Genomic DNA, 19,465 nt, shown 5'->3' with positions numbered 1-19,465 from the left:
GGGGGTGCCATGACTTCCATCGATGCCCCCTCCTCCCGGCCCGCCCCCCTCGGCACGGGCCCGTCCGACACCGCCCGCGCCGAGCTGCACGGTCCGGTCCTCGCCTGGTTCGACCGGCACGCCCGCGACCTCCCCTGGCGCCGCCCCGAGGCCGGTGCCTGGGGCGTCATGGTCAGCGAGTTCATGCTCCAGCAGACCCCCGTCGTCCGGGTGCTCCCGGTGTACGAGCAGTGGCTGGCCCGCTGGCCGAGCCCGGCCGCCCTGGCCGCCGAGCCGCCCGGCGAGGCCGTCCGCGCCTGGGGCCGGCTCGGCTACCCGCGCCGGGCGCTGCGGCTGCACGCGGCGGCCGTGGCGATAAGGGACCGGCACGACGGCCAGGTGCCCAGCGACCACGGGCAGCTCCTCGCCCTCCCCGGCATCGGCGAGTACACCGCCGCGGCCGTCGCCTCCTTCGCCTACGGTCAGCGCCACGCGGTCCTCGACACCAACGTGCGCCGGGTCCTCGCCCGCGCGGCGAGCGGCGTCCAGTACCCGCCGAACGCCACCACCGCCGCCGAGCGGCGCCTCGCCCGCGAGCTGCTCCCCGAGGACGAGGCCACCGCGGCCCGCTGGGCCGCCGCCTCGATGGAGCTGGGCGCCCTCGTCTGCACGGCCAAGAACGAGGACTGCGGCCGCTGCCCCCTCTCCGACCGCTGCGCCTGGCTGCTCGCCGGCAAGCCCGCCCACGACGGCCCGCCCCGCCGCGGCCAGACCTACGCCGGCACCGACCGCCAGGTCCGCGGCCGGCTCCTCGCCGTCCTCCGCGACTCCCCCGGCCCCGTCCCCCAGTCCGCCCTCGACGCCGTCTGGGACGAACCCGTCCAGCGCGGCCGCGCCCTCGACGGTCTGGTCTCGGACGGGCTGGTGGAACCCCTGGACGGCGGCCGGTACCGGCTTCCGCTGACCTGAACTGACCTGACTCGGTCGGCGCCGGCCTGCCCGCCCCGGATCCAGGATCCTGGACGTTGGATCCAAGATCCTGGACGTTGGATCCAAGATCCTGGACGTTGGATCGTGGATGTCGGATCCAAAATCCTGAATGCCGGATCCAAGATCCTGGATGTGGGATCCCGGATCCCGGATCCCGCTGTTACACAACCGATGGGCAGCCGTGCGCCCACCGACGGCTGCCCCGCACAACCCCGTGACAACCGCTCCGTAGCGTCGTCCTCGACACGGAGAACAAGCAGGTCACGGGGATGCGAAGGCGGTTGGGATGAGCCAGGGCGAGGTGCTCGACTTCGAGGAGTACGTCCGCACGCGGCAGGACGCGCTGCTGCGCAGTGCCCGCCGGCTGGTCCCCGATCCGGTGGACGCGCAGGACCTGCTCCAGACGGCCCTGGTCCGGACGTACGGACGGTGGGACGGGATCGCGGACAAGTCGCTGGCCGACGCGTACCTGCGCCGGGTCATGATCAACACGCGGACGGAGTGGTGGCGGGCGCGCCGGCTGGAGGAGGTGCCCACCGAGCAGCTGCCGGACGCGAGCGTGGACGACGCGACCGAGCAGCACGCCGACCGGGCCCTGCTCATGGACGTCCTCAAGGTGCTGGCGCCCAAGCAGCGCAGCGTCGTGGTGCTGCGGCACTGGGAGCAGATGAGCACGGAGGAGACCGCGGCGGCGCTGGGCATGTCGACGGGTACGGTGAAGTCCACGCTCCACCGCGCGCTCGCCCGGCTCCGCCAGGAGCTGGAGAGCCGCGATCTGAACGCCCTCGCCCTGGGGCGGCCCGAGGAGCGGACCGGAGGACAGCGGTCGGCTGCGGCGGCCGTACGAGGCGACGGAGGGGGACGAGAGCGGTGCGCGGCCTAGACGACGGCGGGGTCGACGGCGAAAGAGCCGTCGACGGCGGTGCCGGCGGGACCCGTGGCGGGACGGCCCGGGGGGCCGCTCCCAAGGCGGCGGGCGTCACGGCGGTGGCCGGGCTCGCCGCCCTCGGCCTGTTCGTGGCCGGGTGTTCCACGGGCGGCACGGGTTCGCGCGACGAGGGCGCGGCCCGTTCCGACGCGCCCGCCGCGGCCTCGCTCACCCCGTCCGTCGGGGCCGCCGACGAGGGCTCCGCGAAGGAGGCCGGCCGGGTCGACCCGATCGCGCTGCTGAAGGGCGACCCGAAGATCGGCGCCCGTCTGAAGGCCGATCTGAAGCCCTGCGTGGCCGACGCGTACCCGGTGGACACCTCGTACGGCGACCTCACCGGCGGCGCCGCGCCCGACGTCGTCGTCAACGTGATGACCTGCGGCGACGCGGTGGGCATCGGGACGTACGTCTACCGCAAGCGGAGCGCCGGGAGCGCCGCCGCCTCCGGCACGACCACCGCCGGCGGTTACGAGAACGTCTTCATGGCCGAGGACGCGGCGGTCTACGGGACCATCGACCGCGGCGACCTGATCGTGACGAAGCAGGTGTACGCGGAGGACGACCCGGTCGCCTACCCGTCGGGCGAGGACGTGATCACGTACCGCTGGTCGGGGAACCAGTTCACCCGGCACGACTGGGTGCACAACGAGTACAGCAGGGCCGTCGGCGAGGGCGACGGGCCCACCGAGGCGCCGCAGCCGGTGCCGAGCCAGCCCGCCGCCGGCTGAGGACCCCGCCGCCGGCCGAGAATTACACCCCACCAGCGAAGGACCCGCACGATGGCCGAGACCCATGTCCTGTTCGTCGAGGACGACGACGTCATCCGTGAGGCCACCCAGCTCGCCCTGGAGCGGGACGGCTTCCGGGTGACCGCGATGCCCGACGGGCTGTCCGGTCTCGACGCCTTCCGCGCCCACCGGCCCGACATCGCGCTGCTCGACGTCATGCTGCCGGGCATGGACGGGGTCAGCCTGTGCCGCCGGATCCGCGACGAGTCGACCGTGCCGGTGATCATGCTGTCGGCGCGCGCCGACTCGATCGACGTCGTCCTCGGCCTGGAGGCCGGGGCGGACGACTACGTCACCAAGCCCTTCGACGGCTCCGTGCTGATGGCCCGCATCCGGGCCGTGCTGCGGCGCTTCGGCCACGCGGCCGGCAGCGGGGCGGGGGACGCGGCCGGGGAGGCCGCCGGCGACGGCGGGCCGCTGGTCTTCGGCGACGGGGACCTGGAGGTCGACACCGAGGGCATGGAGGTGCGCCGGGGCGGCGAGCCGGTGGCGCTGACGCCGACCGAGATGCGGCTGCTCCTGGAGTTCTCGTCCGCGCCGAACACGGTGCTCTCCCGCGACAAGCTCCTGGAGCGGGTCTGGGACTACGGCTGGGGCGGCGACACCCGGGTCGTCGACGTCCACGTGCAGCGGCTGCGGGCCAAGATCGGCCAGGACCGGATCGAGACGGTCCGCGGCTTCGGCTACAAGCTCAGGGGCTGATCGGTGAGAGCGCTCCCGCTCCGCACCGGCGTCCGCTGGAAGATCGCCCTGGCCATCGCGGCGGTCGGCGCGCTGATCGCGGTCACGCTCAGCGTGGTCGTGCACAACGCCGCCCGGATCTCGATGCTCGACAACGCGCGCGAGGTCCAGATGGAACGGCTGCTGTTCGCCCAGCGCCTGTACGAGACCTCGAAGCCGAAGGAGCCGCGCTTCGGCGCCAAGCTCAACGACCCGGCGCTGCCGGACCAGCTCGACCAGCTGATGCGCGACCAGCGGCGGGGCACGTACGTGCAGGAGCACCGGCACGGCGGGCCGCCGGACGTGTGGGCGGCGGTGCCGCTGGCCAGCGGCGACGTGCTGTCGCTGCACATCCCCTTCGCCGACCGCAGCGCCACGATCATGAAGGACCTGGACCGGGCGCTGGTCATCGGCTCGGTGTCGGTGGTGTTCGGCGGCTGCGCGCTCGGCATCCTGGTCGGCGGGCAGCTGTCCCGGCGGCTGAGGAAGGCCGCCGCGGCGGCCGGGCGGGTCGCCCAGGGCAACGGCGACGTCCGGGTCCGGGACGCCGTCGGCGGGGTCGTACGGGACGAGACCGACGACCTGGCGTGGGCGATCGACTCGCTCACCGACGCCCTCCACGAGCGGATCGAGGCCGAGCGGCGGGTCACCGCGGACATCGCGCACGAGCTGCGGACCCCGGTGACGGGGCTGCTGACGGCGGCCGAGCTGCTGCCGCCGGGGCGTCCGACCGAGCTGGTGCGGGACCGGGCGCAGGCGATGCGGACGCTGGTCGAGGACGTCCTGGAGGTGGCCCGGCTGGACGGGGCCTCGGAGCGGGCGGAGCTCCAGGAGATCGCGCTCGGCGAGTTCGTGGACCGGCGGGTGCGGGCGGTGTTCCCGGACGCGGAGGTCCGGGTGGTGCACGAGTCCTGGGTGTCGACCGATCCGCGCCGCCTGGAGCGGATCCTCGGCAACCTGCTGGCCAACGCGGCCAAGCACGGCAGGGGCCCGGTGGAGGTCACCGTCGAGGGCCGGGTGGTACGGGTGCGGGACCACGGTCCCGGTTTCCCCGAGGCGCTGCTCCGGGAGGGCCCGAGCCGCTTCCGCACCGGGACGAGCGACCGCGCGGGGCAGGGCCACGGCCTGGGCCTGACGATCGCGGCCGGTCAGGCGCGGGTCCTCGGCGCCCGGCTGACCTTCCGGAACGTGGCCTCGGAGGGCGCGCCGGAGGGGGTCGGCGGGGCGGTGGCGGTGCTGTGGCTGCCGGACCACGCGCCGACGAACACGGGGAGCTTCCCGATCCTGCGGCTGCCGGGGTAGCGGGCCGGTACGCGCGCGCGGGGCCGGGGGGCCGTGAGCGCCTCGTCGCCGTCCTGCCCGAGGGCCGGTACGCGCGCGTGGGGCCGGGTCTCCGAAGAGACCCGGCCCCACGCGCGTGCGCACTGTCTTCTAGACGGTCTCGGCGACCTTCGCCGAGCCGTCCCCGGCCGGCTTCTCCGCGGGCGCGGGGCCGGCGCCGCGCAGCGCCACCTCCTTGACGAAGAAGGCGAGGACGAAGCCGAGGACGGCGACCGCCGAGCCGACGAGGAAGGCGGAGTGGGTGCCGGCGGCGACCGCGTGCTGGTAGGCCTCGCGGAGCGCCTCCGGGAGCTTCGCCAGGCTGGCGGCGTCGAGCTGGGCGGTCCGCTCGGTGAGGGCGGAGCCGCCGCGGGAGGCCATCTCGTCCTGCACCCGGCTGGTGAAGAGCGAGCCCATGACGGCGACGCCGAAGGAGGAGCCGAGGGTCCGGAAGAGGGTGGTGGAGCTGGAGGCCACGCCCATGTCCTTCATCTCGACGCTGTTCTGCGCGACGAGCATGGTGATCTGCATGAGGAAGCCCATGCCGGCGCCGAGGAGCGCCATGTAGAGGCCGGAGACCAGGCGGGTGGTGCCGGTGTCCATCGTGGAGAGCAGGAACAGGCCGATGGTCATCAGGACGCCGCCCGCGATGGGGAAGGCCTTGTACTTGCCGGTGCTGGTGGTGAAGCGGCCGACGACCAGCGAGACGACCATCATCGACAGCAGCATCGGCAGGAGCAGCAGACCGGAGTTGGTGGCCGAGGCGCCCTGCACGGACTGCTGGAAGATCGGCAGGTAGAGGACCGCGCCGAACATCACGAAGCCGGTGATGAAGCCGATCAGGGACATCAGGGTGAAGTTGCGGCTGCGGAAGATGTGCAGCGGCATGATCGGGTCGCTCGCGCGGGTCTCCACGTACAGGAAGGCGGCGAGCGCGGCGACGCCGGTGGCGCAGAGGCCGACGACGGTGGCCGAGCCCCAGGCGTACTCGGTGCCGCCCCAGGTGGTGACGAGGACGATCGCGGTGATGCCGACGGTCAGCAGTCCGGCGCCGAGGAAGTCGATCCGGGTGCCGGCCGCGCGCCGCTTCTTCGGCAGGTGGAGGACGGCGGTGACCATGGCGAGGGCGACGGCGCCCAGCGGCAGGTTGATGTAGAAGGACCAGCGCCAGCCCCAGTGGTCGGTGATGGTGCCGCCGACCAGCGGGCCGCCGATCATGGCGAGCGCCATCACGCCGGCCATCATGCCCTGGTACTTGCCCCGCTCGCGGGGCGGGATCAGGTCGCCGATGATCGCCATCACGCCGACCATGAGGCCGCCGGCGCCGAGGCCCTGGACCGTGCGGAAGCCGATGAGCTGGCCCATGTCCTGGGCCATGCCGCTGAGCGCCGAGCCGATCAGGAAGATGACGATCGAGGTGAGGAAGACGCCCTTGCGGCCGTACATGTCGCCGAGCTTGCCCCAGATGGGGGTGGAGGCGGCGGTGGCGAGGGTGTAGGCGGTGACGACCCAGGAGAGGTGCTCCAGGCCGCCCAGCTCGCCGACGATGGTCGGCATCGCGGTGCCGATGATCATGTTGTCCAGCATCGCGAGGAGCATCGCGATCATGAGGGCGAGGAGGACGACACGCACGCTGCGCGGTGACTCCGGCTCCCCCTGGGCCTGCTGCTCGGTGCTTGGTGCGGTGTCCGTCATGGCCGTCCCCTTACTTGCCGCCCGGCTAGTTACTACACTGGGGGACGGTAGACGCGGCACTTGCCGGTCGTCAAGTAAGTTTATGGAAAAGTGGGAGTGAACAGCCATGGCCCGAGGCAACACCCGCCAGCGCATCCAGGACGTGGCTCTCGAACTCTTCGCCGAGCAGGGGTACGAGAAGACCTCGCTGCGGGAGATCGCGGAACGCCTCGGCGTCACCAAGGCCGCGCTCTACTACCACTTCAAGACCAAGGAAGACATCATCATCGGGATCTTCCAGGACCTGACGCGGCCGATCGACGAGCTGCTGGCCTGGGCGGCCGACCAGCCGCGCACCCTGGAGACCCGGCACGAGATCCTGCGCCGCTACCAGCGGGCGCTGCTCGGCGCCGCCCCCCTCTTCCGCTTCATGCACGAGAACCAGGCGAGCGTGCGGGAGCTGAGCATCGGCATGAGCTTCAAGGAGCGCCTCTTCGGGCTCAACGAGTTCTTCCAGGAGCCCGACTCCTCGATGGAGGACCGGGTCCGCTCCGTCAGCGCGATCTTCACGCTGCACGCGGGCACCTTCTTCATGCAGAACGTCGAGGGCGACCCCGAGGAGAAGCAGAAAGCCGTCCTCGGGGTCGCCCTCGACCTGGTGGACCGGGCCCACCGGAAGCAGTAGCCGCCCCGCGCCGGGGCGGCGGCCGCCGTGCGTCAGATGCCGACGCCGTGCGAGCGGAGGAACGCCATCGGGTTGACGGCGGAGCCGTAGTTCGGGGTCGTGCGGATCTCGAAGTGCAGGTGCGGGCCGGAGGAGTTCCCGGTGTTGCCCGAGAGGGCGATCTTCTGGCCGGCGGCGACCTTCTGGCCGATGTGGACCTTGATCTTCGACAGGTGGGCGTACTGCGAGTACGTGCCGTTGCCGTGGCGGACCACGATGGCGTTGCCGTACGCGGGGCCGTCGCCGCCGCCGTTCGGGCCGGCCTTCACGACGGTGCCGGCGCCCGCGGCCTTGACCGGGGTGCCGACCGGGACGGCGAAGTCCTGGCCGGAGTGCTTGTGGGCCCACATGGCGCCGCCCTGGTTGTAGCTGGCGCTGAGGGCGTACGAGGTGACCGGCTTGACCCAGCCCCTGGCCTTCTTCGCGGCGGCCGGCTTGGCGGCGGCCTTCTTGGCCGCGGCCTTCACCTGGGCGGCCTGGGCGGCCTTCGCGGCCTTCGCCTTGGCGGCCTGGGCATGGGCGGCCTTCACCTGGGCGGCGGCCTTGGCCTGGGCCTCGGCCTGCGCCTTGACGGCGGCGGCCGCGGTCGTGGCGACCGGGGCGGCCTTGCTCTCGGCGGCGAAGGCGGACCCGGCGCCGGCCGCCAGCGTCGCTCCCAGGCCCGCGGTGGCGAGGGCGACGGCGGCGGTGCGGACGGCGGGGTTCATGACGCGCTTCGACATACGGGGGAAGACCTCCGGACAGAACGGGACCCGACGCGATCGGTGCGTTGCGCCGGGCTGGCCGTTCTTTGGTAACCCGCCACCCAGGTCATCCCAAAACACCCCATCTACGACACCGGATCGTAGCGATCTCCGCCGGAATACAACCCTTGACACCTCCGGAGGCACCTCCCGAAAACGGACATATCTGCCCAAGTTCTCGGGTTTAGCCGCATGTCGCAGAGGTCGCGAAAGGCCCGTAACGCGGCACGGCGTCCGATTCGACCCCCTCGGGACCAAGGACCCTGAGGTTGATGCGCCTATGTTCCGTTTTGTCCCTCGCGGTTGCTACGACCCCGCCTAGTACCCCCCGAAACCCCTGTGCGCCTTGTCACCGCGCCGCCCCTGCCATTGGGACCTGGATCACGCAACCGGAAGCCTCCGGAGGCCGTCCCGCACTACGCTGACCGCAAGGGGACCTACGGGGGGACACACGTGGAACCGGCACTCATCGGCGCCCGGCTCGCATCGGCCGCCATTGGCCCGCTGCTGAGGAAACTGCTGGTCAGCGAGGTGCCCGGCGCGGGGCTCACCGGCACGGACCGGCCCGTGCGGCTCGCCTCCCTCCTCTCCTTCCGCGGCGAGAAGCGCAGCCTCACCGAGAAGGACGTCCGGAAACTCGCCGCGGCCCTGGTGGACCGGACCTGCGAGGGCCCCGGCGAGCGGCCGTTCCCCGCCGACGAGACCGAGGCCGTCACCGACGCCCTCGCCGCGAACCTACTGGCCCTCGGCGACCTCGACATGGACGACGTCCAGGCCGTCCACCTCGGCCACCGGGCCCTCGCCCGCCGGCTGCGCGCCGCCGCGCCCGCCCCCGACGGCCTCTCCGCGGACTCCGTCCACTACCTGGAGACCGCCACCGAGTGGGCCTGCCGCCACGTCCTGGAGTTCTTCACCCGCCGCCCCTCCTTCGTCGCCCGCACCCTCGTCGAACAGAGCCGCGGTCAGGCCGCGCTCGCCGCGAAGCTCGACGCCGTGGCCACTGCCCACCCGGGCCCGGCCGCCGAGGACGCGGCCTTCGAACGGCGCTACCTGGCCCACCTGGCCCGGCTCCACGGCCACCTCACCATCTACGGCATCGACCTCCACAACTCCGAGGAGGACTGGCCGCTCGACGTGGCCTACCTGTCCCTGGAGGCGACGGGCGAGACCCCCGGCACCCACCCCGACCACCGGGAGCCGCACTCCCTGCGCGCCGACCTCGCCCCCGCCACCCACGACCGGATCCTGCTCCGGGGCCAGGCCGGCTCCGGCAAGACCACCCTCGTCCAGTGGCTGACGGTCTCCGCGTGCGCCGCTCCCCCGGCCGACGGCATGGGCTACCTCCACGGCCGCGTCCCCTTCGTCCTCCCGCTGCGCACCCTCACCCGCCACGGCGAGCGGCTCCCCGACGCCGACCGGTTCCTCTCCGCCGCCGACTGCCCCCTCACCCCGCCCGACGGGTGGGCCGACCGGGTCCTCGCCGCCGGCCGGGGCCTCGTCCTCGTCGACGGCATCGACGAGATCCCCGAGGCGGAGCGCGGCCGGGCCCGCGACTGGCTGCGCGGGCTGCTCGCCGCGTACGGCACCGGCAACCGCTGGCTCGTGACCTCCCGCCCCACCGCCGTGCGCGACGACTGGCTCGCCCGCGACGGCTTCACCGAACTGACCCTCTCCCCCATGGCCCCCGCCGAGGTCGCCACCTTCGTCCGCCGCTGGCACCGCGCGGCGGGCCCCTCCGCCGCGCCGTACGAACAGCAGCTCCTCGACTCCCTCCGCACGACGGAGCACGTGGCCCAGCTGGCGACGAACCCCCTCATGTGCGGCCTCGTCTGCGCCCTCCACCGCGACCGGCGCGGCTACCTCCCCCGCGGCCGCAAGCCCCTCTACGACGCGGCGCTCTCCATGCTCCTCGCCCGCCGCGACCGCGAGCGCGGCATGGGCGCCCCCTACGGCGTCGTCCTCGACGAGGCCCCGCAGATCCAGCTCGTCCAGCGCCTGGCGTACTGGCTGACGCTCAACGACCGCTTCCAGATGGACCGCGCCCGCGCGGAGTCCCTGGTCGCCGACGCCCTCCCCGCCATGGGCCTCGCCGACGCCCCGCCGGACCGGGTCTTCACCCACCTCCTCCACCGCAGCGGCCTCCTGCGCGAGCCCACCGCCGACAGCGTCGGCTTCGTCCACCGCACCTTCCAGGACTACCTGGCCGCGAAGGCCCTGGTCGACCACTGGGACATCGGCGTCCTCGTCCGCCACGCGACCGACGACCGCTGGGAGGACGTCATCCGCATGGCCGTCGGCCACGCCCGCCCGCGCGAGGCGGCGGAGATCCTGCGCGAGCTGCTGGGCGCGGCGGACGCGGCCGGCGACCGCCGCACCCGGCTCCGCCTGGTCCTCCTGGCGGCGACGGCCCTGGGCCACGCCACGGAGGTCTCCCAGGAGGTACGGGAGGAGATCACGCGCCGCACGGGGGAGATCGTCCCGCCCCGCGACCCGGACGAGGCCCGCGAGCTGGCCTCGGTGGGCCGGATGGTCCTGGACCTGCTGCCGGGCCCGGAGGGGCTGGACGACAGGTCGGCCGAGATGGTGGTGATCACGGCGAGCCACATCACGGTCGACGCGGCGATCCCCTACCTGGCGCGCTTCGCCGGCCACCCGGCCCTGGACATCCGGGCCCAGCTCGTCTGGGCCTGGAAGCGCTTCGAGACCCGCCCGTACGCGGAGGAGGTCATCGCCCGCCTCGACCCGACGGACCTGCGCCACATCGTCGCCGAAGACGCCCAGGCGGACGAACTGCTCCGCCTCGACCTCGCCCCGCACCGGCTGGAGATCGGCGGAGGCGTGGGGGACGAGCGGGTGACGGCGCTGCTGGAGCGCTGCGACCTCACGGAACTGTCGATCACCCGGAGCCCCGGACAGGTCTTCCCGGCCGGGCTGCTCCGGCAGGAGGCCCTGGAGACGCTCTCCGCCTTCCTCCCGGCCGGCGTGCCGTGGAGGTGGGCCGACCTCCCGTCGGCCCCCCTGCGCCGGCTGTACACCAACGATCCCCCCGCCGACGGACTCACGGGCCTCGCCCGGTACCCGGAGCTGTCCGAGGTCTACGTGGGCGAGATGGTGCCCACCAGCGAGGAGGACTGGCGGACGCTGGTCGACCTGCACTGGCTGGACTACCTGACCCTGACCTTCGAGGCCCTCGCCTCCTGCCCCGACGACGTCGTCCTGCCGATGGTGACGACCCTCCACCTCACGGAGGTCTCCGCCGGGGCGCCCCTGGCCCGGGTCTTCCCCTCCCTGCGGCAGGTCGTCGCGCTGGTCTCCCCCCTCCCCGGCGCCGAGCGCCTCCCCCCAGGCGTCCGGGTGGAATGACACGGCAAAAAGGGGCGGCCCCGGAACCACCAGGTTCCGGGGCCGCCCCTTTGACCGCTACACGCTCGGCGCGTGCGTCACGCGTCCTTCGACAGGTTCGGGCCCGTCTCGCCCGCCGCGACCGGAGGGGCGTCCGGCAGCGCCGACTTCTCCTCGCCGCGGAAGGTGAACTTGCGCTCCTCGCCCTCGCCCTCCGTGTCCACGACCACGATGTGGCCGGGGCGGAGGTCGCCGAAGAGGATCTTCTCGGACAGCGTGTCCTCGATCTCGCGCTGGATCGTCCGGCGGAGCGGGCGGGCACCCAGGACCGGGTCGTAGCCCTTCTTCGCCAGGAGCTCCTTCGCGGACTGGGAGAGCTCGATGCCCATGTCCCGGTCCTTCAGGCGCTCGTCCACGCGGCCGATCATCAGGTCGACGATCTGGAGGATGTCGTCCTGGGTCAGCTGCGGGAAGACGATGATGTCGTCCACGCGGTTGAGGAACTCGGGGCGGAAGTGCTGCTTCAGCTCCTCGCTGACCTTCGCCTTCATCCGCTCGTAGTTGGACTTCGTGTCGCCCTGGGCGGCGAAGCCCAGGTTGAAGCCCTTCGAGATGTCCCTGGTCCCGAGGTTGGTCGTCATGATGATGACCGTGTTCTTGAAGTCCACGACCCGGCCCTGGGAGTCGGTCAGGCGACCGTCCTCCAGGATCTGGAGCAGGGAATTGAAGATATCGGGGTGGGCCTTCTCGACCTCGTCGAAGAGGACGACGGAGAACGGCTTGCGGCGCACCTTCTCGGTGAGCTGGCCGCCCTCTTCGTAGCCGACGTATCCGGGCGGCGAGCCGAAGAGACGGGAAACCGTGTGCTTCTCGCTGAACTCCGACATGTCGAGGGAGATCATCGCGTCCTCGTCGCCGAAGAGGAATTCGGCGAGCGCCTTGGAGAGCTCGGTCTTACCGACGCCGGACGGGCCGGCGAAGATGAACGAGCCACCGGGGCGCTTCGGGTCCTTCAGGCCGGCGCGCGTGCGGCGGATGGCCCGGGAGAGACCCTTGACGGCGTCCTTCTGGCCGATGACGCGCTTGTGGAGCTCGTCCTCCATGCGGAGCAGACGCGAGGACTCCTCCTCGGTCAGCTTGAAGACCGGGATGCCGGTGGCGGTCGCGAGGACCTCGGCGATCAGCTCGCCGTCGACCTCGGCGACGACGTCCATGTCGCCGGCCTTCCACTCCTTCTCCCGCTTGGCCTTCGCGGCGAGGAGCTGCTTCTCCTTGTCGCGCAGGGACGCGGCCTTCTCGAAGTCCTGCGAGTCGATCGCGGACTCCTTGTCGCGGCGGACGCCGGCGATCTTCTCGTCGAACTCGCGGAGGTCCGGCGGCGCGGTCATCCGGCGGATGCGCATCCGGGAGCCGGCCTCGTCGATCAGGTCGATCGCCTTGTCCGGGAGGAAGCGGTCCGAGATGTACCGGTCGGCCAGGGTCGCGGCCTGGACGAGGGCCTCGTCGGTGATGGAGACGCGGTGGTGCGCCTCGTACCGGTCGCGCAGGCCCTTGAGGATCTCGATGGTGTGCGGCAGCGACGGCTCGGCGACCTGGATGGGCTGGAAGCGGCGCTCCAGGGCGGCGTCCTTCTCCAGGTACTTGCGGTACTCGTCGAGCGTGGTGGCGCCGATGGTCTGGAGCTCACCGCGGGCCAGCATCGGCTTGAGGATGCTGGCGGCGTCGATCGCGCCCTCGGCGGCGCCCGCACCCACGAGGGTGTGGAGCTCGTCGATGAACAGGATGATGTCGCCGCGGGTGCGGATCTCCTTGAGGACCTTCTTCAGGCGCTCCTCGAAGTCACCGCGGTAGCGGGAGCCGGCGACCAGCGCGCCGAGGTCCAGGGTGTAGAGGTGCTTGTCCTTGAGGGTCTCGGGCACCTCGCCCTTGACGATGGCCTGCGCCAGGCCCTCGACGACGGCGGTCTTGCCGACGCCGGGCTCGCCGATGAGGACCGGGTTGTTCTTGGTGCGGCGGGACAGCACCTGCATGACCCGCTCGATCTCCTTCTCGCGCCCGATGACCGGGTCGAGCTTGGACTCGCGGGCGGCCTGCGTGAGGTTGCGGCCGAACTGGTCGAGGACCAGGGACGTCGAGGGGGTGCCCTCGGCAGGACCGCCGGCGGTGGCGGCTTCCTTGCCCTGGTAGCCGGAGAGCAGCTGGATGACCTGCTGCCGGACCCGGTTGAGATCGGCGCCCAGCTTCACGAGGACCTGGGCGGCGACGCCCTCGCCCTCGCGGATCAGGCCGAGCAGGATGTGCTCGGTGCCGATGTAGTTGTGGCCGAGCTGGAGGGCCTCGCGGAGCGAGAGCTCCAGGACCTTCTTGGCACGAGGGGTGAAGGGGATGTGGCCGGACGGGGCCTGCTGGCCCTGGCCGATGATCTCCTCCACCTGCTGGCGGACCGCCTCGAGCGAAATCCCGAGGCTCTCCAGGGCCTTAGCGGCGACACCCTCACCCTCGTGGATAAGGCCCAGAAGGATGTGCTCGGTGCCGATGTAGTTGTGGTTGAGCATCCGGGCTTCTTCCTGAGCCAGGACGACAACCCGCCGCGCGCGGTCGGTGAACCTCTCGAACATCGTTAATCGCTCCTCAGAGCGGTCAGTCAGTTAGGGGTCGATCCCCTCCCTGTCCTTCCGCAGCTTAGTCCCGCAAGCGGGGACCGCTCATTCCAACTGCCGACATCCGTCCGGATCACCCCCTTGTCCGTGGGGTGGTCCGCTGCCGAACAGCCGACAAATGCTCCAACTCGATGGTGCGAGACGATGTTCCCGCAGGCCAAGTAGTTACCCCCGCCTTGAGTACGCCGATGGCGAACGTGAGACGGCCCTGCCCGGCGAGTCACCCCTCTCCACTGGGAATGTCTTACCCGTATGGTCCGACACTCCATGCGGCGCACCCCGGTTCCCTCCGCTACCAGCGAACAGGCTTGCCTCGCCGAATGCGCTCGTACGCCCCATTCCCGGACACCTCGGGTGCCCGGACCGGAACGTTACGTCACCGGTGGCGCCGGGGCCGTAACCTCCTCGGCTCCCCGGGAGTTCCCCGGGCATGGCCCTCACCGTCCCGTTTCCCCGCTCGCCGCTCGACGGCGACCGGGCGCTCGCGCTCTGGTACGAGCGGGAGCTCGGATGGGCGACCGTGCCGGGTCCGCCGGTGCAGCTGGTGACGGGGCTCCGCTTCGACGTGCTGGAGCTGCCCGCGGCGGCCGGCCGGGGGGTGCTGCGCCGGGTGGGCGCCGCGACGGGCCCGGTGGCCCTGCTGGGGCGCCGGATGCGCTTCCTGGTGGCCGCGGGAGGCGCCGAGGAGCTGCCCGGCCTGCTGGAGTGGCTGGAGTGGGGCGGAATCTCACTGGATCTCGTGGCACTGGGCGCCGACGGCCGGATGACCGCTCCCCCGCCTCCGGGGCGGGGCGGATCCGGCGCGCCGGGCGCCGCCGTCTGGCTGCGGGCCCCCGAGCCGGGGCGTGAGGTCGAGTCCTCGCTGCCGGCTCCGCGGTCCGGGCCGTGGGGCCGTGCGGAGGCCCCGTGTCTGACGCGCCTGGTGGCCGCCGCCGCGGTGGAGTGCCACCGGCTGCGGCTGCTGGGCGTCCCGGCCGGGGGACCGGCCGCCCGGCGGGGGGCGCCTCAGCGGTTCGCGTCCTCGTAGGCCGCCTTGACGTGGGCCGGGACGCGGCCGCGGTCGTTGACCTCGTAGCCGTTCTCCTTGGCCCAGGCGCGGATCTTCGCCGTGTCCTGGCTGCCGGCGGCGGCGACGCGGCCCTTGCCGCGGCCCGCGGTGGTGCGGCCCCCGGTGCGGCGCCCGTTCGCGGTGTACGGCTCGAGCAGGCCACGGAGCTTTTCCGCGTTGGCGGTGGTGAGGTCGATCTCGTAGGTCTTGCCGTCCAGCGCGAACGTCACGGTCTCGTCCGCCTCGACGCCGTCGAGGTCGTCGACAAGAAGGACCTGAACCTTCTGTGCCACCGGATTTCCTTTCATCGAAAATGCAGTACGCGGAAAGGAAACCGCTTTTCCGGGAAAAACACAAACCCCTGGCAGAGGTTCAGAAGCCCGGCAACGCGGGAAACGTGCGCGATTCGGACATAGGGTTCTGCCGGGGTTCCCCGGGGGTTCCGCCGGGCTTCCGGTCACAGGTGCAGAAGCATCCGGCTGTTGCCCAAGGTGTTCGGCTTCACCCGTTCGAGACCGAGGAACTCGGCGACACCCTCGTCATAGGAACGCAGGAGCTCGGCGTAGACATCTCCGTCGACCGGGGTCTCGCCGATCTCGACGAAGCCGTGCTTCGCGAAGAACTCGACTTCGAAGGTGAGACAGAAAACCCGGCGCACACCGAGCCAGCGCGCCGTCTGCAACAACTTGGTGAGCAGCTGGTGACCCACGCCCGCGCCCTTGAACTCCGGATCGACGGCGAGCGTGCGGACTTCCGCGAGGTCTTCCCACATGACGTGCAGGGCGCCGACTCCGACGACCTCCGCGTCCTCGTCGCGTTCCGCGACCCAGAACTCCTGGATGGCCTCGTAAAACGTCACCGTCGCCTTGTCGAGGAGGATGCCGCGGCGCGCGTAGGGATCGACCAGACGTCGCACGGCGGCGACGTCGGAGGTGCGGGCACGGCGTACGGTGACGGCTTTCGACATGGGGGGACGGTACCTCTAGGAGGCCGTGGGATCCCCTTCGCCCTCCTCCGGCGCGGTGGGGAGCGGGTTGTCGCGCTGGACGATCCGGACGGCGTCGTTCAGCGACTCCCGCTGTTCCGGCGACATCATCCCGAAGAAGGCGACCAGGGCGGCCGCGGGGTTGTCGCTCTGCGCCCAGGCCTCGTTCATCAGTGCGGCCGAGTAGGCGGCGCGGTTGGAGACCGCCGTATATCGATAGGCGCGGCCTTCGACTTCCCGGCGCACCCAGCCCTTCTGATGGAGATTGTCCATGACGGTCATGACGGTGGTGTAGGCGATGGAGCGTTCCTGCTGGAGGTCTTCCAGGACTTCCCGGACGGTCACCGGGCGGTTCCATTGCCAGACGCGCGTCATGACGGCGTCTTCGAGTTCTCCCAGGGGACGGGGCACGCACTCACCCTAGTGGGAGATAACGCCGATAAGTGTCATTGATCCGCCAAGCGCGGCGAAAACAAGACAAAAGGGGTACGCGACCGAAGGCGGTCGCATACCCCTCGGGTTCCGCGTCGCTCAGGAGTCGGAGGCGTCCGGCTGGCGGGCCGATTCCGCGCGGGCGAGGGCCGCGTCCACGGCGGCGTCCTCCTTGGCCTTGTTCGGGCCGCCCTGGCTCTTGACGATCACGACGATGAGGCCGATGAAGAAGGCGGCCATCACGACGGGGGGCAAAAGCGCGGATACGTAGTCCATGCCGACCAGGGTAGCTAGCCCGCGGCCCGTTCCTCGGGCGGGGGCGGGGGTACGGGGCGGCGGCGCGGCGGGAAGACCTCGGAGGGCTTGGGCACCGGGCGCTCGGCCGGGGCGGGGGCGGACGGGCCGGGCCGGGGCTCCTCGGTCGCGCGGCCGCCGGGCAGGGCGAGCAGCCGGGCCCGGGAGGCGCCGGCCGGGGCGCTCGCGGTGGCCTGGGAGACCCGGGCGAGGCGGGCGCGGACGGAGCGCTCGGCGAGCACCTGGCAGCGGTCGAGCAGCCGGGCCGCGTCGGGGTTGGCGCGCAGGGCCCGCAGCGCGGCGAGGTCGTCGGCCCCGGGGTCGTAGCCGTCGGCCAGCGCGTCCTCCAGGAGGTCCAGGTAGCCGGGGAGCGAGCCGGGGAGCGCCTCGCGGTAGCGGGTGAGGTCCGCGAGGAGGAAGGCGCGCAGCCGGACGGCCTCGCGCACGGCCTCGTCCACGGAATCGGCCAGGCGGAGGGCGTCGCGGACGTCCTCCTCCGGGAGGGGGGCGGGATGGAGGGCGTTGGCGAGGGCACGGCGGAGCACACGCAGCTCGTCCGCGCTGAACGCCATGCCGCCGCGGGATCCGTATGGCGTGGGCATGGGCCGACGATACGCGCTAATCGGACAAATTTCGCTTAGCGATCATCCGGCGCGTCGGCCCCCGGCGCCCCTTCCCACCTGCGGGTTCCCGCCCCCGCGCGGGGGCGGGACGGGCGGGGACGATCACCCGCGCGCCCGGCCTCCCCGGCGCCCGCGCGGCGGCCCTCTCCGGCGGCGGGGCGGCGCTCTCCGGCGGCGGGGCGGCGCTCTCCAGCGGCGGGGCTGCGGCGCTCTCCAGCAGCGGCGCGACCGGACCCCGGACATCCGGACGCCCGGTCACCCGGACGCCCGCGCGACCGCCGCCCCGGGCCGCCCGCGCGGCCCGGGGCGGGGTCAGCCCCGGGAGACGTTGCGCTCGTACACCAGGCGCAGGCCGATCAGGGTCAGCCAGGGCTCGTGCTCGTCGATCTCCTTCGAGTCCGCGAGGACCACCGGCGCCAGGGCGCCCGTCGCGATCACCGTGACCTCCGAGGGGTCGCCCCCGGGGCCGACCAGCTCCCGCTTCATCCGGGAGACGACGCCGTCGACCTGGCCCGCGTAGCCGAAGACGATGCCGGACTGCATCGCCTCGACGGTGTTCTTCCCGATCACCCCGCGCGGCCGGACCAGCTCGATCTTCCGGAGCATCGCGCCCTTCGCGCCGAGCGCCTCGACCGAGATCTCGATGCCCGGGGCGATCGCCCCGCCCGCGTACTCGCCGCGCGCGGTGACCGCCTCGTACGTCGTCGCCGTGCCGAGGTCCACCACGATCGCCGGACCTCCGTAGAGCTCCACCGCCGCGACGGCGTTGACCACGCGGTCCGCGCCGACCTCCTTCGGGTTGTCCGTGAGGATCGGCACGCCCGTCTTCACCCCGGGCCCCACGAGGACCGCCGGCACGTCCCCGTAGTAGCGGCGGGTCACCTCGCGCAGTTCGTGCAGCACCGAGGGGACCGTCGCGCAGATCGAGATCCCCTCGATGCCGTCGCTCAGCTCGGCGCCGAGCAGGGGGTGCATGCCCATCAGTCCCTGGAGCAGGACCGCCATCTCGTCGGCGGTCCTGCCGGGATCCGTGGAGATCCGCCAGTGCTCGACGATCTCTTCGCCGTCGAAGAGCCCGAGGACCGTGTGCGTGTTGCCGACGTTGATGGTGAGCAGCATCAGCCGCGCACCTCGCGCAGGTCCAGGCCGATGTCGAGGATCGGGGAGGAGTGCGTCAGGCCGCCGACCGCCAGGTAGTCCACGCCGGTCGCCGCGTACGCCGCCGCGTTCTCCAGGGTCAGCCGGCCGGAGGACTCCAGGAACGCGCGGCCGGCGACCAGGGCCACGGCCTCCTCGGTCTCGTCCGGCGTGAAGTTGTCCAGCAGGATCAGGTCGGCGCCCGCCTCCAGGACCTCGCGGACCTGGTGCATGGTGTCGACCTCGACCTCGATCGGCACCTCCGGGAACGCCTCCCGGACGGCCTTGAACGCCTCGGCGACGCCGCCGGCCGCGACCACGTGGTTGTCCTTCACCAGGGCCGCGTCCGCCAGCGACATCCGGTGGTTGACGCCGCCGCCGCAGCGGACCGCGTACTTCTCCAGGGCGCGCAGGCCCGGCGTCGTCTTGCGGGTGTCGCGGACCTTGGCCTTCGTGCCCTCCAGGGCGTCCGCCCACGCGCGCGTGGCGGTGGCGATACCGGAGAGGCGGCACAGGATGTTCAGCGCGCTGCGCTCGCCGGTGAGCAGGTCGCGGGTCCGGGCGGTGACGCTGAGCAGCAGGTCGCCGGCCTCGACGCGCTCGCCGTCCTCGCGGTGCCGCTCGACCTCGAACTCCTCGGTGCAGACGATCGACAGGACCGCCTCCGCCACCCGCAGGCCGGAGACCACGCCGGCCTCCCGGGCCACGAAGTCGGCGGTCGCGACGGCGTCCTCCGGGACGGTCGCCACGGTCGTCACGTCCACCCCGCCGTCGAGGTCCTCGGCGATCGCCAGGTGGGCGATGTCCTCGACCTGGACGGGGTCGAGGCCGGCGTCGGTGAGCAGCTGGGCGAGCGCGGGGTCGAGCCCGCACTCGTACTCCTCCGCGTCCCCGCAGCCGCAGCCGTCGCCGCAGCCGCCGGACTCCTCGTACGAGTTGATCTGGATGAGGGGGACGTCCACGGGCTCGGGACGGGCTTCCTCGGGCGTGCTCACGACTGCGGCTCCCTGGGGGCTTCGGGGGTTACGGGGGATCACGGGGGGTCACGGGGATCACCGGGGTCACGGGGATCCCGGGT

The 19,465-nt window shown here is 72.3% G+C and carries 18 protein-coding genes; 8 read left to right on the top strand and 10 right to left on the bottom strand.

What is annotated here, in order from left to right; translation table 11 throughout:
• Nucleotides 1-9 precede the first annotated feature (9 nt).
• The 5 genes from IE326_RS14050 (at nt 10) to cseC (ending at nt 4,707) form a co-directional block, all read left to right on the top strand.
• Entirely contained in the window at nt 10-948 is a 939-nt protein-coding gene (locus tag IE326_RS14050; RefSeq protein ID WP_190041662.1) for an iron-sulfur binding domain-containing protein, read from the top strand.
• A gap of 307 nt (nt 949-1,255) precedes the next feature.
• On the top strand, nt 1,256-1,852 hold the full coding sequence (locus IE326_RS14045) for a SigE family RNA polymerase sigma factor (RefSeq protein ID WP_030761041.1): 597 nt from the start codon (nt 1,256-1,258) through the stop codon (nt 1,850-1,852).
• A complete protein-coding gene (locus tag IE326_RS14040) occupies nt 1,840-2,625 on the top strand; it encodes a hypothetical protein (RefSeq protein WP_150229028.1) in 786 nt (261 codons plus the stop codon). Before IE326_RS14045 ends, IE326_RS14040 begins: the two co-directional genes overlap by 13 nt.
• A gap of 51 nt (nt 2,626-2,676) precedes the next feature.
• Nucleotides 2,677-3,387: a two-component system response regulator CseB gene (gene cseB, locus IE326_RS14035; RefSeq protein WP_030757808.1), complete on the top strand. Its 711-nt coding sequence runs from the start codon at nt 2,677-2,679 to the stop codon at nt 3,385-3,387.
• Between the two features lie 3 nt (nt 3,388-3,390).
• The gene (gene cseC / locus IE326_RS14030) at nt 3,391-4,707 is read left to right on the top strand and encodes a two-component system sensor histidine kinase CseC (RefSeq protein ID WP_190041661.1); all 1,317 of its coding nucleotides are present in this window, start codon (nt 3,391-3,393) and stop codon (nt 4,705-4,707) included.
• Nucleotides 4,708-4,836: 129 nt separating this feature from the next.
• Here cseC and IE326_RS14025 read toward each other — a convergent pair whose 3' ends face one another.
• Complete coding sequence (locus IE326_RS14025) at nt 4,837-6,420, bottom strand: MDR family MFS transporter (RefSeq protein ID WP_190041660.1); 1,584 nt, start codon at nt 6,418-6,420, stop codon at nt 4,837-4,839.
• 106 nt (nt 6,421-6,526) lie between these two features.
• On the opposite strand from IE326_RS14025, the gene IE326_RS14020 reads away from it, so the two are divergent.
• Nucleotides 6,527-7,084 carry a TetR/AcrR family transcriptional regulator gene (locus tag IE326_RS14020; RefSeq protein ID WP_150229033.1) on the top strand — a complete coding sequence of 186 codons (558 nt, stop codon included), beginning with the start codon at nt 6,527-6,529 and terminating at the stop codon, nt 7,082-7,084.
• A gap of 32 nt (nt 7,085-7,116) precedes the next feature.
• On the opposite strand, the gene IE326_RS14015 is transcribed toward IE326_RS14020, so the two are convergent.
• Entirely contained in the window at nt 7,117-7,845 is a 729-nt protein-coding gene (locus IE326_RS14015; protein ID WP_150229035.1) for a M23 family metallopeptidase, read from the bottom strand.
• Nucleotides 7,846-8,319: 474 nt separating this feature from the next.
• Between IE326_RS14015 and IE326_RS14010 the strand changes: the two genes are divergently transcribed.
• Nucleotides 8,320-11,229: an NACHT domain-containing protein gene (locus tag IE326_RS14010; RefSeq protein ID WP_190041659.1), complete on the top strand. Its 2,910-nt coding sequence runs from the start codon at nt 8,320-8,322 to the stop codon at nt 11,227-11,229.
• Nucleotides 11,230-11,306: 77 nt separating this feature from the next.
• Here IE326_RS14010 and IE326_RS14005 read toward each other — a convergent pair whose 3' ends face one another.
• Entirely contained in the window at nt 11,307-13,826 is a 2,520-nt protein-coding gene (locus tag IE326_RS14005) for an ATP-dependent Clp protease ATP-binding subunit (RefSeq protein ID WP_150229039.1), read from the bottom strand.
• 472 nt (nt 13,827-14,298) lie between these two features.
• On the opposite strand from IE326_RS14005, the gene IE326_RS14000 reads away from it, so the two are divergent.
• The gene (locus tag IE326_RS14000; protein ID WP_150229041.1) at nt 14,299-14,895 is read left to right on the top strand and encodes an SCO3374 family protein; all 597 of its coding nucleotides are present in this window, start codon (nt 14,299-14,301) and stop codon (nt 14,893-14,895) included.
• Here the strand turns inward: IE326_RS14000 and IE326_RS13995 are convergent.
• From IE326_RS13995 to nadC, 7 genes are all read right to left on the bottom strand, one after another.
• Complete coding sequence (locus IE326_RS13995; protein ID WP_030757822.1) at nt 14,874-15,209, bottom strand: histone-like nucleoid-structuring protein Lsr2; 336 nt, start codon at nt 15,207-15,209, stop codon at nt 14,874-14,876. The genes IE326_RS14000 and IE326_RS13995 overlap by 22 nt on opposite strands.
• A gap of 164 nt (nt 15,210-15,373) precedes the next feature.
• Nucleotides 15,374-15,883: an amino-acid N-acetyltransferase gene (locus tag IE326_RS13990; protein ID WP_150229043.1), complete on the bottom strand. Its 510-nt coding sequence runs from the start codon at nt 15,881-15,883 to the stop codon at nt 15,374-15,376.
• A gap of 15 nt (nt 15,884-15,898) precedes the next feature.
• Nucleotides 15,899-16,312, bottom strand: a complete 414-nt coding sequence (locus IE326_RS13985) for a BlaI/MecI/CopY family transcriptional regulator (protein WP_150229045.1) — start codon at nt 16,310-16,312, stop codon at nt 15,899-15,901.
• Nucleotides 16,313-16,432: 120 nt separating this feature from the next.
• Nucleotides 16,433-16,609 (bottom strand): hypothetical protein, encoded by a 177-nt coding sequence (locus IE326_RS13980; RefSeq protein WP_170313830.1) that lies wholly within the window; start codon nt 16,607-16,609, stop codon nt 16,433-16,435.
• A 14-nt stretch (nt 16,610-16,623) separates the two neighbouring features.
• The gene (locus IE326_RS13975) at nt 16,624-17,199 is read right to left on the bottom strand and encodes a hypothetical protein (RefSeq protein ID WP_190042241.1); all 576 of its coding nucleotides are present in this window, start codon (nt 17,197-17,199) and stop codon (nt 16,624-16,626) included.
• A gap of 363 nt (nt 17,200-17,562) precedes the next feature.
• Nucleotides 17,563-18,369 (bottom strand): type III pantothenate kinase, encoded by an 807-nt coding sequence (locus IE326_RS13970; protein ID WP_150229047.1) that lies wholly within the window; start codon nt 18,367-18,369, stop codon nt 17,563-17,565.
• Entirely contained in the window at nt 18,369-19,382 is a 1,014-nt protein-coding gene (gene nadC, locus IE326_RS13965; protein ID WP_150229049.1) for a carboxylating nicotinate-nucleotide diphosphorylase, read from the bottom strand. The genes IE326_RS13970 and nadC overlap by 1 nt, the downstream gene beginning before the upstream one ends.
• Between the last annotated feature and the right edge of the window lie 83 nt (nt 19,383-19,465).

This window comes from Streptomyces filamentosus, from assembly GCF_014654895.1.
Taxonomy (GTDB): domain Bacteria; phylum Actinomycetota; class Actinomycetes; order Streptomycetales; family Streptomycetaceae; genus Streptomyces; species Streptomyces filamentosus.
This window is presented reverse-complemented; position numbering and strand designations above follow the sequence as displayed.

Coding starts and splice junctions, on each gene's coding strand:
- IE326_RS14045 (WP_030761041.1), top strand. CDS start 1,256: ATGAGCCAGGGCGAGGTGCTCGACTTCGAGGAGTACGTCCGCACGCGG.
- IE326_RS14020 (WP_150229033.1), top strand. CDS start 6,527: ATGGCCCGAGGCAACACCCGCCAGCGCATCCAGGACGTGGCTCTCGAA.
- IE326_RS13990 (WP_150229043.1), bottom strand. CDS start 15,883: ATGTCGAAAGCCGTCACCGTACGCCGTGCCCGCACCTCCGACGTCGCC.
- IE326_RS14025 (WP_190041660.1), bottom strand. CDS start 6,420: ATGACGGACACCGCACCAAGCACCGAGCAGCAGGCCCAGGGGGAGCCG.
- IE326_RS13970 (WP_150229047.1), bottom strand. CDS start 18,369: ATGCTGCTCACCATCAACGTCGGCAACACGCACACGGTCCTCGGGCTC.
- cseB (WP_030757808.1), top strand. CDS start 2,677: ATGGCCGAGACCCATGTCCTGTTCGTCGAGGACGACGACGTCATCCGT.
- IE326_RS13980 (WP_170313830.1), bottom strand. CDS start 16,609: ATGGACTACGTATCCGCGCTTTTGCCCCCCGTCGTGATGGCCGCCTTC.
- IE326_RS14050 (WP_190041662.1), top strand. CDS start 10: ATGACTTCCATCGATGCCCCCTCCTCCCGGCCCGCCCCCCTCGGCACG.
- IE326_RS13975 (WP_190042241.1), bottom strand. CDS start 17,199: ATGGCGTTCAGCGCGGACGAGCTGCGTGTGCTCCGCCGTGCCCTCGCC.
- IE326_RS14005 (WP_150229039.1), bottom strand. CDS start 13,826: ATGTTCGAGAGGTTCACCGACCGCGCGCGGCGGGTTGTCGTCCTGGCT.
- IE326_RS14015 (WP_150229035.1), bottom strand. CDS start 7,845: ATGTCGAAGCGCGTCATGAACCCCGCCGTCCGCACCGCCGCCGTCGCC.
- IE326_RS14000 (WP_150229041.1), top strand. CDS start 14,299: ATGGCCCTCACCGTCCCGTTTCCCCGCTCGCCGCTCGACGGCGACCGG.